The 12230-nt window shown below is 62.8% G+C and carries 12 protein-coding genes; 6 read left to right on the top strand and 6 right to left on the bottom strand.

Going from position 1 to position 12230, the window contains the following annotated elements; all coding sequences use genetic code 11:
- Positions 1 to 9: 9 nt before the first annotated feature.
- Both BP737_RS07265 and BP737_RS07260 read right to left on the bottom strand, forming a co-directional pair.
- The gene (locus BP737_RS07265; RefSeq protein ID WP_292407586.1) at positions 10 to 237 is read right to left on the bottom strand and encodes a hypothetical protein; all 228 of its coding nucleotides are present in this window, start codon (positions 235 to 237) and stop codon (positions 10 to 12) included.
- A 67-nt stretch (positions 238 to 304) separates the two neighbouring features.
- Positions 305 to 595, bottom strand: a complete 291-nt coding sequence (locus BP737_RS07260; protein ID WP_292407583.1) for an HNH endonuclease — start codon at positions 593 to 595, stop codon at positions 305 to 307.
- A 184-nt stretch (positions 596 to 779) separates the two neighbouring features.
- Between BP737_RS07260 and BP737_RS07255 the strand changes: the two genes are divergently transcribed.
- The 3 genes from BP737_RS07255 to BP737_RS07245 are packed head-to-tail and all read left to right on the top strand — an operon-like array spanning position 780 to position 3691.
- Positions 780 to 1472, top strand: a complete 693-nt coding sequence (locus BP737_RS07255) for a TIGR00266 family protein (RefSeq protein WP_292407580.1) — start codon at positions 780 to 782, stop codon at positions 1470 to 1472.
- A gap of 31 nt (positions 1473 to 1503) precedes the next feature.
- On the top strand, positions 1504 to 2568 hold the full coding sequence (locus BP737_RS07250; protein WP_292407577.1) for a DUF2117 domain-containing protein: 1065 nt from the start codon (positions 1504 to 1506) through the stop codon (positions 2566 to 2568).
- Complete coding sequence (locus tag BP737_RS07245; protein WP_292407574.1) at positions 2549 to 3691, top strand: hypothetical protein; 1143 nt, start codon at positions 2549 to 2551, stop codon at positions 3689 to 3691. The genes BP737_RS07250 and BP737_RS07245 overlap by 20 nt, the downstream gene beginning before the upstream one ends.
- On the opposite strand, the gene BP737_RS07240 is transcribed toward BP737_RS07245, so the two are convergent.
- Positions 3688 to 5340 (bottom strand): ATP-dependent DNA ligase, encoded by a 1653-nt coding sequence (locus BP737_RS07240; protein WP_292407571.1) that lies wholly within the window; start codon positions 5338 to 5340, stop codon positions 3688 to 3690. The genes BP737_RS07245 and BP737_RS07240 overlap by 4 nt on opposite strands.
- A 105-nt stretch (positions 5341 to 5445) precedes the next feature.
- Between BP737_RS07240 and BP737_RS07235 the strand changes: the two genes are divergently transcribed.
- Positions 5446 to 5679, top strand: coding sequence for a hypothetical protein (locus BP737_RS07235; protein ID WP_292407570.1), 234 nt, complete (start codon positions 5446 to 5448; stop codon positions 5677 to 5679).
- A 27-nt stretch (positions 5680 to 5706) separates the two neighbouring features.
- Here BP737_RS07235 and BP737_RS07230 read toward each other — a convergent pair whose 3' ends face one another.
- Entirely contained in the window at positions 5707 to 6192 is a 486-nt protein-coding gene (locus BP737_RS07230; protein ID WP_292407567.1) for an SdrD B-like domain-containing protein, read from the bottom strand.
- Positions 6193 to 6455: 263 nt separating this feature from the next.
- Positions 6456 to 8798: an SdrD B-like domain-containing protein gene (locus BP737_RS07225; protein WP_292407564.1), complete on the bottom strand. Its 2343-nt coding sequence runs from the start codon at positions 8796 to 8798 to the stop codon at positions 6456 to 6458.
- A 375-nt stretch (positions 8799 to 9173) separates the two neighbouring features.
- On the opposite strand from BP737_RS07225, the gene BP737_RS07220 reads away from it, so the two are divergent.
- Entirely contained in the window at positions 9174 to 9689 is a 516-nt protein-coding gene (locus BP737_RS07220) for a DJ-1/PfpI family protein (protein WP_292407561.1), read from the top strand.
- Positions 9683 to 10414 carry a dolichyl-phosphate beta-glucosyltransferase gene (locus BP737_RS07215; protein WP_292407558.1) on the top strand — a complete coding sequence of 244 codons (732 nt, stop codon included), beginning with the start codon at positions 9683 to 9685 and terminating at the stop codon, positions 10412 to 10414. The genes BP737_RS07220 and BP737_RS07215 overlap by 7 nt, the downstream gene beginning before the upstream one ends.
- Before the next feature lie 413 nt (positions 10415 to 10827).
- Here BP737_RS07215 and BP737_RS07210 read toward each other — a convergent pair whose 3' ends face one another.
- Positions 10828 to 11553, bottom strand: a complete 726-nt coding sequence (locus tag BP737_RS07210) for a S16 family serine protease (RefSeq protein WP_292407556.1) — start codon at positions 11551 to 11553, stop codon at positions 10828 to 10830.
- Positions 11554 to 12230: the final 677 nt, after the last annotated feature.

Raw genomic sequence — 12230 nt, 5'->3', positions numbered from 1 at the left:
TACCGCGGATTACCCCCCGAGGACCGAACCCGCGGCAAATCCGGCCGCCGCCGCGAGAGCCCGGTTCGGGATCGCGGGGATGACGACGGTCGTCACCGCGAGAGAAGTCGCCACATTAGCGCTCGTCCCGGGGGTGACGACGGCGCCGAGCATTCGCATCGTGGAGGAGCGCCACCCTCCGGGAGGGGGCGCAGAAGGGAGCGCGAACCTCCCCGCGAAGTCGCTCACCGTCTGCATGGTCGCCGACCGCCACTCACCAGATATACTTCGTCTGCAGGACATAGCCACAGATGTGGCCCGAGCATTACTTATTCCTATGGTCGGCGAAGCGAACCCGGATCCGACGCATGCGGTTTTGATGGCAGAAGGGGCAGAGGGCTTCAAAATTTCTCGACGTATGGGAACCGCCGCAGATAACCGGCTGCCGGAGATCAAAGTGCGTTGAACCGGCAGTGAGCGGGGCGTTGCATCCGGCGCACCGGTTGCACTGCCGCTCAAGGACGGTCCGCACGATCTCGTCCGTGATGTATGCTCCCGGAATAATGAGCATGTCCTCGAGATGTATCCCTGCCTGTTCTTCGCGCCCGGTGGTCACGTGGAGTGAGTTCTCACTCCGGATGATAAACCTTGCGGTAAGATGGTGAAAGGGGCACGGCCCAAGTCGACCACCCCGGCCGACGGCGACACCGGAGGGCCCTGTGAGAAACAGGGGGCCGAAGTCCTGCAATTCCGGTGGATTAAGGAGAAAACCTATTGCCTGACAACAAAAATGCATCTGCATGCATTACGAGATCACCGGAGACAACCTGCAGATGGTGACCCTGCGCCTCGCCTCCGGCGAGAGCGTCTGCGCCGAGGCCGGCGCCATGGTCAACATGAGCGGGAACATGCAGATGACAACCCACATGAAGGGCGGACTCCTCAAGGGACTCAAACGGATGGTGACCGGGGAGAGTTTCTTCATGACCGAGTTCACACCGGAGGGAGGCGAGGGGTTCGTCTCCTTCGCCGGGAACGTCCCGGGAAAGATCTACACACTCAATCTTGCCGGGAGCGAGTTCATCGCCCAGAAAGACGCGTTCCTCTGCTCCGAACAGGGCATCGACCTTGACATCGCATTCACGAAACGCCTCCGGTCGGGCGCCTTCGGCGGCGAGGGGTTCATTCTCCAGCGGCTTTCCGGCAGGGGAGCTGCGTTCCTCCACTGCTGCGGCGACATTATGGAGATGACGCTTGCGCCCGGCGAGGTGGTCAGGGTGGAGACCGGCCTCGTGGTCGGGTTCGAGAGCACCGTCGACTACAGCATCCAGCTCGCCGGGGGCATAAAGACCGTCTTCTTCGGCGGCGAGGGGCTCTTCCTGACCACGCTGACCGGGCCGGGCCGGGTCGTCCTGCAGTCCATGGATATTGCAAAACTCGCGAGTTCCCTGATCCCCTACCTCCCCCTCCAGCAGAACTCGTCGGGACGGTAACCTGATAGTCCGCGAAGCCAAAAATTATGCTATGAATTCTCCGACGGCGGACTTCGTCATGGTGGTGCACGGCCCCGAAGCCTTCGATGCCGGCGACGTAGAGCGGCTGATCGGCCTCCTCGCCCCCCAACGGGTGCTTGTCGCCGGAGTGATGGGCCGGACCGCCGCCGAGGAATCGGGACTTCCGGCGACCTGCACGGACGAGCGGCCGAGTGCGGTCTTCGATACCCTCAACGGCCGGACCTATCTGGTCAACCGGGGGAAGACCCCGGAGTCGGGCCGTATCTTCGGCGAGATCATCGCCGGTCGTCTGGAAAGCAAACGCGGGCTTGTCCACGTCGAATGCTCGAACCGCACCGTTTACTGCTGGGACCGGACCGACGACGCCCTTGCGGGCGAGATTGCAGAGCGGACCGGATTTGTTCTTGTCCGCGAGACAAGCGCACGCGCCCGACCGGAGGGCGTGCGGGAGGTCCGGGGGTGTCTCCCGGGAGAGGCGGTCTTTGTCAACGGAATCGTTATCGGGACCGCGACGGAAGAGACGGTCGTCCTTACGAGCGAGGGCGGGACGCTCCGGGCCGTCTCCGGGCTCGACCCGAAACCTCACGGGTTCGAGAAACTTCTCCGGGCGGGCCTCCCCGACCTCGATACGGCCTGGTGCAAGAGCGGGCCGGTGCGGAGAGTCCCGCCCGGCCGGGGCGAACGCACCTTCCGCGGGGGCAGGGTCGCCGTCATCGACCACTGCGGCCATACCCTCTACCGCGAGATCGGGGAGGGGGTCTGCGGCGTTCTTGCAATCGGCGACGACACGACCGCCGTCTGCGGCCATATCTGCTCTCACGCCGGCATCCCGGTCTTCGGGGTGGTCGACGGGGACGCCGACGCCATCGTAAAGCCAGGGTACGCCCCGGGATCGGTCGTGGTCGAGGTCACCTGCGGACGGGACGACGATGTCGGACGGGAAGTTGCAGCGACGAGGGGCCTCACGCCGCCCTGCTGGGAGGCTTGGGTGGAAGAGACGCTCCGCACCCTTGCGGGACGGGTGCGGATCGTCGTCGACCGCCGGGAGGGTAACGATGCGATGCGCCGAGTGTAAAGGGAAGGGACTCTGCGGGCTTGAGCGCTGCCCGATCATGAGCCGGTTCTACGCTCAGGCCCCGGTCCGGCCGACCGACCACTACCAGGGGTCGGCACCATCGGTCTTCGTCGGAAGTTACGGCTACCCGAAGGTCGCGGGAGGCCCGCTGATGATCGACGACGCCGACCACCCGCCGGACTGGGTCGCCCGGGGCCTCGGGATCGAGGATATCGTGGGGCTGCGGGCCCGGACGATACGCGGCGCCGGCGAAGCGAAGGGACTTGCCGGGAACATCCAGGAGATCGCGCTCTCAAGCCGGCCGCTCGACGTCGAAGTCCGGTTCGTAAAGCCCGTCTCGTTCGACCTCCGGTTCGACGGGACGATAGCCCCCATCGGGCTCACCGGCGCCATCCGGAAGATGGACGTCCTCGGGAACGCCCGGCTCGACCGGGCGGTGGACCGGACGACGTCCGATACCGACCTCTCCGCCACCGACGCCTGCGATATCCTCCACACGTCGGGCACCGACGTCTACCAGATCACCCAGCTCCTCACCGCCGGTCTCCTCGGGCGGAAACGGCGCGTGGTCCCCACTCGCTGGGCGATCACGGCGGTCGACGACACGGTCTCAAAGCACCTCAAGCATAAGATCGCCCGGTATCCGCCGCTCGGCGGGATTGAAGTCTTCTCCACCTCGCTCTTTGGAAACCATATCGTCTGCCTCCTCGTCCCCGGAGACTGGAAGTTCGAGATGATCGAGGTCTGGGGGAAACAGTCGCTCTGGGGCGGCGAGAACGAGACGATTGCTCAGGACGGCGAAGGGTCTGTCAAGTCCGGCTACTCGCCGCTCGCGGGGGCCTACTACTCGGCCCGCCTGGCGGTTACGGAGTACCTGGAGAGCGTGCGTCGTTCGGCACGGGTGCTCGTGCTCCGGAACGTCACGAGCGAGTACTGGGCGCCGCTCGGCACCTGGGTGGTCCGGGAGGCGACGCGGAACGCCATGAAGGGGCCAAAGACCGGGTGCGCCACTCTCGATGAGGCGGTCGGCCTCGCCTCCCGCCTCATCGGCTTTACCCGATGGCGCCCCTACAGCCAGCTCATCCCGGAACTCGCAACGCAAAAGACGCTCTTCGACTTTTAGGCGGGAAGGGAACCCTGCCCGTTCTTCTGCTGGCGATAGCGCTCGACGAGCGCATCGAGGGTCTCGACCTCGTCGACGTCTTTATCCTCGCGCACCTGCACAAACCTCGGGAACCGGAGCGCATACCCGCTCTCGTAGTTCGGGCTCGCCTGGATCTCGGAGTAGCCCACCTCGAAGACAACCTTCGGCTCAAGCGTAACCTCTTTTCCTGACCGGGCGATCACGCTCTCCTTCAGGAGAGCATAGAGTTCCGAGAGAACCTCGTCCGTGATCCCGGTCGCCACTTTCCCCACGGTGAGGAGGCGACCCTGGTCCTGGACCGCGAGCAGGAACGACCCGAACATACCGGCCCGCCGCCCTTCGCCCCACTCGGCCCCGATAACCGCAAGGTCGAGAGTCTCGACCCCGGGTTTCACCTTCACCCAGAGGCGGCCACGGACGCCCGGCGTATAGGGGGAGTCGAGAACCTTCACCATGATGCCCTCGTGCCCGAGACCGAGCGCTTCGCCGTAAATTGCTTCCGCCCCGGCAACGTCGCCGACATGGAACTGCTCCGCGACATGTGCGCCGAGCGCCCCTTCAAGGAGGGTGCGCCGCTCGGCAAGGGGCCGGTCCATCAACGGCTCGCCGTCCAGGTAGAGGATATCAAAGACCCGGGGGACAAGTTCGATCTTCTCCATCATCGAGTCCACCTCATGCTTCCGCCGGAACCGCCGGATCACGTACTGGAACGGCATGGGCCTCCCGTCGCGGACGGCGACAGCCTCGCCGTCAAGGATCACGTCATGGTCGGTGGCCGCGATGAGTTGTTTTGCAATATCCGGGAGGCTCCCCGTGACCTCCTCCAGTTTCCGCGAGTAGATCCGGCAGACGTCGCCCACCCTATGGAACTGGAACCGGCTCCCGTCGTACTTGTACTCGACCGCCACCTCGCCGTGATCGGCGATCTGGGCGGCGATAGTGCCGGCCTGGGCAAGCATCATCTTCACCGGCCGGAAGGGTTCGATCGTCACGTGCGAGAGCGCGGCGGGGTCGCGCCGGGCAAGGAGGGCCACCTCTCCGAGGTCGTTCATCGCCTGGTGGGCATGCTCGATCAGGCGGACATCAACCTCGAACGCCCGCGCGACGGCATCGCGGACGTTCCCCTCCCCTACGCCTATCCGGAGTTCCTCGAGCATCAGCCGCGCGAGGTATCGCCCTTCAAGCGGGCGGGCGTTGCCGAAGAGCCGCTGCGCCACCCGGAGCTTCTCCCGCTGGGACCGCTGCCCTCCGGCGGCCGCCATCCGCTCGAGGTCCCGATACACCTCGACGAGGTCCATCTCCTGAATAAAGAACGACGTCTGCTCTTTGTTTGCAAGGAGCCTCTCGACGGCAAGGCCCGCATCGCCGGTTGCGTTGATCGCCTCGCGAACCGTCTCCCTCTTTGTGCCGACGACGTAGGCCACGGCATCGTAGAGGAGGTTTGGGCCTACGCCGAGTTTTTGCGGGCTCCAGTCGGGAAAGACTCTGCCCCTGATGAAGCGGACAAAGACGGGGAGTTCTTCGTCGTCGAGCCGGGGCAGGACCGCGGCGACCTGCTCGATCAGATCCAGGCGTCCGGGGACCCCTTCCAGGTGCTCGCAGATACGGGCGAACTCCAGAAACTGCATACCCATAGTCTTCTTTAGTATTGCCCGGCGGCAGGAATAGAACCTTCTGTTCGGCCGCGGGTAAACGGCCGGGGTTGATGTGGGAGTACCGCCCAATTCCTATGTATGGACCAGAATGAAGAACTCAAGGAGATGCTCAGCGACCTCCTCTGGCTCAATGCCGTGATAGCCACCGAACTCATCCAGATAACCGAGAACACCTCGGCGATCCTCCGGAAGACGACACCGCCGGAGTCCTGCATCGCCGAACATGCTGCCCTGCGGGCGACGGCGCTCGACATCGCCGACCGTTATAAGCCCGGAACGATGCTCCGGCAGCACGTCGCAAAACACGAGTAACTGTTAAAAAAAGACGGGCAACCGTCGTCAGCCTTCGGCCGGCACCAGGCCCGCATCCCTGACGACGAGGTCCGTCTCCCGGATCAACGCCGGGGTCAGATTGATGACCGTGGTCGTTCCGCTGGCCGGATCGACGGTGCTCGCCGTCTCTCCAGGCGCCCCCCGGCCGGGGACGGTGAAGGCATACCCCTCCGGTGGGACGACCTCGACGGTATAGTTCCCCGGAGGGACGCCGCTGAAGATGTAGAGTCCGGTACAGGCATGGGAGAATGTCTCCGCCGTACTCACCCGCTCTCCCCCGGCGTTGCGGAGGTGGACGGTAACGCCGCTCATCCCCCATTCCTCCGGGCCCTGGACACCGTTCGCATCGGCGTCAAGGAAGACCGTTCCTCCGATCGTGCCGACGGTCTTCTCTTCTCCCGCACCCGCCTCTGCGGCGCTTGCGGTCGAACCGAAGATCGCTGCTGATATCATGATAATGATAAGAACGCTGATCCCTCGCAATCGGCTCACCTCATCTCCCGGATGCCACGGAGACTCTCCGGGCGTGTAACCCCGGGTAGAAGACCATAGTACCTTCCCGCATTGTCTTCGGCAACAGGACGAACCGGTATTTCTCCGGCATTATGCCTGCCCGGGATTCAGACTTAGAATACCCATTAAACCATATTAATGTTTTTATGAAAAATTGGGAATAATTATGTCTCTGCAGCCCCGGACGATCGGGACCGGAACCTGCGGTATGCGGGAAGCGGCGGGAGGGAGGGGGCCGGCCATCAGTCTGCCCCGGTCACTCTCAGTTCGGTGCCGGTGTTATCGTTCTGTTCTGCCACATTCTCCGGGTCCCGCAACCGGTCGGTTACGGTCGGCGCGCTCTGCCCGCTATCTACCTCGTTCCCCGGGCCCCCGGACGCCAGGGTGAGAACCAGCCCCGCATTCCTGACGACCGGGGTAGCGTCGACGACGGTAATCGGGGCCGTCGTGCCGGTCAACGGGTCAGCGTGGCTGTCCAGGCCGATGGCTGTAAAGACGTAACTGTCGGGCGGGGTGAACGATAGGGAGTACTCCCCGGGCAGGAGGGGACCGAAGAGGTAGAAGGAGGTGTAGATGTCGTGGTGTTTTGTGCGGGTCGATGCTACCGTGCCCCCATCCGCATCCAGAAGCCGGACCTCGACGTCCGTCAGGCCGTAGGTCTCGTCCTTCCAGACGCCGTCCGCGTTATCATCGCTCCAGGTCGTCCCGAATATCCACCCATAAGACACGGCCGGGGTTTCCGGCCGGAAACTCCCAACGAATCCCGCATTCAGGGTATTTCGTCCGGCCCCGCCTTCCGCGAACGCCACGTTTCGGTCGACGGGACCGGCGTCGCTGTCCCGGCCCGGGGCGGTGCAGGAGTAACCGTCCGGCAGAAGAAATTCAACGCCGCTGTAACCTTCCGGGGGAACGGCGGAGAGCCGGTATGACCCGTCCGGGCCGGTGGCGGCATGGTCGGCCATGGTCCGATGCCCGATCAGCCGCACGTTAATGCCGGGGATTCCCGGTTCGCCGGGATCGAGGACGCCGTCCGCGTTCAGGTCGTACCAGACCGTTCCCGTGATCGAACCGTCGTTATCGGTGTCGTTCTGGTTGTCGTCCGGCGTCACCGTCGGTGTGCCTGTAGGTTCCGCGGTCCCGGTCGGTTCGGGGGTAGGGGTTACCGTCGACGTAACCGTGGGTTCCGCCGTCACTGTTGGGGTCGGTGTGGCCGTAGGTTCCGACGTCACTGTAGGGGCAGGTGTGATCGTTACCGTCGGCGCAGCCGTAGGTTCCATCGTCGAGGTAGGCCCGGGTGTAGGGGTCACCAGCGGTTTCTGGAGCATGGCCGGCGCCTTCTGGGGCTTGAGGAGTGTCGGCGTCGGCTCGGGGCGAGGTCCCAGCCTCACCGCCCAGGTGTCCGTATTCACCCCACCTCCCCTCTCCGTGGCATTGAAAGTCCCGGCGAAGACCTGCTCGTCCGGCACGACCTCGACGACGGAGACGGCCCGGTCACCGGGATTCTCGCCCCCGAAGGTCCGGCTCCACGCCACCGCACCTTCGGCATCGGTCGCAACGAGCCAGGCATCGGTGTCATTCACATCCAAAAAACCCGTCTCTCCGGAAAAGAGGTAACCGCCGTCCGCAGTCTCGATGACGGCCGCCGCCGACTCGTTCGCGCCGAAATCCCCGTAGACCCAGTTCCAGAGGATCTCCCCGTCGGGATTGAGTTTGACGAGGAGCGCATCGGTATCGACCGTTGTATTATCGGGCCGCTCGGTGAACCTGCCGGCAACGAGCAGGTTACCGTCCGAGGTAGCGATCACCGAGAGGGCCGCATCGTCGTCGGGGCTGCCGAACGTCCGGTTCCAGACCTCCTTTCCCGACTCGTTCAGCCGGACCGCCCAGACGTCGGCCATGCCCGTTCCCGAGGGCTCGGTGCTGCCGGCGACAACGATCCCTCCGCCGGGGAGCAGGGCGACGGCGTTCGCCGTAGTGTTCCTCGCTCCATCGAACGTCCGGTTCCAGACCTCGCTCCCCGACTCGTTCAGCCGGACCACCCGGGCGGCGGACCTGCTCTCTTTGCGGGGAGCGGTAGAGCCGACGAAGACATAGCCGCCGTCATCGGTCAGGGTCACCGCGTTCGCCGAGACGTTCTCGTCCGGACCGCCGTAGGTCCGGTTCCAGAGTTCGTTGCCCGACGGGTCTATCTTCACGACCCAGGCCTCGGCGTCCGCCCGTGTTTCGTTCGCGACAGAGACGAGACTCCCGACGAAGAGGAGGTTGCCGTCGCTGGTTCCGGTGACGGAACGGGCAGAGCCGACCCCTTTTCCCCCGTAGGTCCGGTTCCACTCCTCGGTGCCTTCAGGCGTCAACCTGATCACCAGAGCGCCCGTCATCCCCTCTCGGGATAGCGTTCTCTCCCCGGCAAGGAAGAATCCGGCCCCTCCGGGATCGGAAACGACCGCATATGCCGCTTCCCCGGTACCCGGCCCGCCGTACGTCTGGTTCCATACCGTTACAGGGTCTCCTGTCTCTGCCCCCGCGACCGCGATGAGCGCAAGTGCCGACAGGAAGACGATCCCGAAAGAAATGCCGCGCTGCATGATCTGCCTCTCCTCATCTCCGCCCCCGTGCTGCAGCCCGTGCCGGCGATCACCGGTAACCCTTCATCATGGAGGTTCGGGCGAACAGCTGTGAAACACGGGTTGATTGACAGGAAGCCGGGCCACTCGCAGGGTCCAGGGGTCCTGCAGCACTGCAGGGTCTGCACTTCAATAGTGTAATAATTATAATAAGTTTATTTAAAAATGCAAGTGCGGCAGCAATTCAAGAGGGACCACCATCCCGGTTAACAGCGCATCCCCTCTTCCGGCGGGAGAGCGTCGGCCCCGCAGCCACGGACGGGCCGGATGCCATGGTACGGCCTCAACCCCGCAACCATCAATACAGATATGAACAGACTAGAATAAGAGACCAGCATGAAACTCTTGCTTGCGATTGCACCGGAACGCTACAGGGACGAGGAACTGAACGTCCCGAGAAAGATCTTTGAAGAAGCGGGGATCACTGTCGATATCGCCTCCACGGCCGCCGGCACATGTAAAGGGATGCTCGGGGCCACCGCAAAGGCCGCCATGACGTTCGACGAGGCAGAACCCGACGACTACGCCGGGATCGTGGTGGTGGGCGGTACCGGTTCTCAGGATTACCTCTGGGAGAGCAAAAGGCTCATCACCCTTGTTCGGGCGTTCTTTGAACAGGGCAAGGTCGTCGCCGCCATCTGCCTTGCGCCGGTCGTTCTGGCGCGGGCGGGCATCCTTGCCGGACGGCAGACCACGGTATACCGGAGTCCCGAGGCGGTGTCGGAGATGACGAAAACCGGAGCGAACCTCCTCGATATCCCGGTCGTCGCCGACATGCAGGTCGTGACCGCGAACGGTCCCGGGGCGGCAGCACAGTTCGCCGATACCATCATCACGAAACTGGAATGTTGAACAATAGCGGCGGCGGCGTGGACCGGGTGGACTGCACCCTGGTGATCCCGGCATACAACGAGGAGCGGCGAATACAGTCACTCCTTACAGATATCTTGGATTTTCCCGGGGACCTCATCTTCGTCTGCGACGGGACCGACGCCACCTCCGCCATCATCGACGCGTTCGCCGCCGATCATCCGTCGCTCTCCATCAGGTGCCTGACGTTCCCGGCCCGCCTCGGGAAAGGCGGAGGGGTTCTTGCCGGGATGAAGGCGGCGGCCACACGCTACGTAGGCTATATGGACGCGGACGGCTCAACGTCTCTTCGCGAGATGGAACGCCTCTTCGACCGCCTCGCAACCGCAGACGGCGCTATCGGCTCGCGCTGGGTCACCGGCTCGGTCCTCCCCGTGCGGCAGGGATTCCGCCGCCGGGCGGAGAGCCGTCTCTTCAACCTCCTGGTCCGGCTGCTCTTCGGGCTCGACTACCGTGACACTCAGTGCGGTGCAAAGGTCTTCCGGAAGGAGGCGCTCGATGAGGTTCTTCCTTCCATCCGGTCGACCGGGTTCGAGTTCGACGTCGAACTCCTCTGGCAGCTCCGGCGGAGCGGCTGCCGGGTGGCGGAGGTCCCGATCACCTGGGAGAACCGGGACGAGTCGAAGGTGAACGCATCCGACGCAAAGGAGATGCTCCTCGGCATGATCCGCCTCCGGTTCGGGTGGCGACGGTCTCCAAAGACGTAGGCGTACTGTTGCCTCACGCGAAGGAAAGTTCATAAATGACGAGGCATACTGAAGATGCCCTGGATTATAGCGAGTTGCGACCTTGTTTCACTGCCGGAGAACCTCACGATCTTGAGCACCGGTCAGGGCAATACCTCTCCCCCGAAAGAAGTGCGCGCGGTCCTCTCTCACCTATAACCGGGCGATCCGCCCGCTGGCGATGAACCGGATCGCATCGCGGCACCGGAACACGAGTCTCACCCGGAAGTATCCCGACACCCCTCAGCACCCTGCGTGCGGGTGAAGATCGGCCAGGATGCAACTACGGAATCCGCGTAGATTCGGCAGTCTGAACGTATAGGAGTGCGGGGAGGACCAGGGAGAGGCCCTCCGGGCCGAATCGCCTAAAAGATGGGGCACGCCGGGACCGTCACCTATGTAGAGAGCCCCAGGTATTGCCCGACATCGTTGATGGTATTTACGTAGATGACGGAAATTCCGATCTCACGCTCGATATATTCCTTCGCGTCGACCACCACCCCGACTCTTTCGAGCCGGGAGATGGGCCCGAATCTCCTGACTTCTTCGGTGTACTGCACCAGTTGAGCATTCTCTTCGGGCAGGAGGATCGTGGATTTCCCGCTTACCTTCGCTGCCTCTGCTTTCTCGATCACACCCCCGATTGCACCGATCTTCCCGCTTTCGTCTATGGTTCCCGTCAGCGTGACATCCGTTTGCGGCGTCTCTCCGGAGAGCGCGGCGATGGCAAGCGATGTCATCAGTGCGCCCGCACTCGGCCCGTCAACGGCCGGAATCTCCGCGTCTCCTTCAACACTGAAGATTACATCGGCATCGGCAAGGGATCTTCCGGTTACGTTCTGAGCAACCTGGACCGCGGTGATTGCAGCATCCTGAAAGACGATGCCCATAAGCGGCTCTGTCTCCACGAGAACTCTCCCCTGGCCTGGCTGGATCTCCACGGAGATGTTCAGCATGGTTCCTTTCGTCGTGCTGGTTGCCATCCCGAAGGGGTTCGCACCCCTCCCGTTGACAATTTCGATGACGGCCGGACCCTGCATGGTAACCTCCCCCCAGACCCCCGTCGCCGATGCGTTTTGGGTACCTTGGAGTGAGACCCCCCGGGTGTCTCGGTTGGTCATTTCTCCTGCAGGTTTCTGCACAGCCTGCCCTTCCGGGATGAAGTACGGAATTACGAGGCATATATTCCCTATCATGGACAGGATCAGAAGCGCGGCAAGAATTTTCACAGTTGGCGTCAACCTTCCATCGGTCATCTTCACCACGTCTCAATCATTCTCTTGGTTCTGCGGTACTGCCGTCCGTCAGTATCGAGCGGTTCCAGTCCCTTCGGCGGAACGCTCTTACGAGCGTAAATGTAAATTATTATATACATTTTGTTATTAATAATTTCCTATTTATTATAATATAACTGCATCAAGAGGCACTCATCTGCCCTCCTGAAAGGAGAGAACGCGCCCTCAGATCAAGAAATTGGCCCAAAACACTATTCCGGAAAGGAGATACCCGCTCGAAGAACTTCGTTCTTCATACACTCCTGCTCTACAACCAATCGCTCACTCGAAACTCTTCGGGTTTCTCACGCTCCTGCTCTACGACCAATCGCTCACTCGAAGAGGTCGTCCCAAAATGCCTCTGCCGGGAGGGGGTGCACCTCCCCGGTCCCTCCCCTCCGCGTGGCGATAACCAGTGGGAAGCCGTTTCACCCTTCTTGTCCCAGAATGGTTCAGATGGTAGAATTCTCAGAGTAAAGTGTTCCGATAAGGGTGCACTGAAGGTTCATAGATCTTTTGGGACG

The organism is Methanoculleus sp. UBA291 (assembly GCF_002499755.1).
GTDB classification, from domain to species: Archaea; Halobacteriota; Methanomicrobia; order Methanomicrobiales; family Methanoculleaceae; genus Methanoculleus; species Methanoculleus palmolei.
Note: the sequence above shows the minus strand (reverse complement) of the source record. Positions and strands in the feature narration are given on the sequence as shown.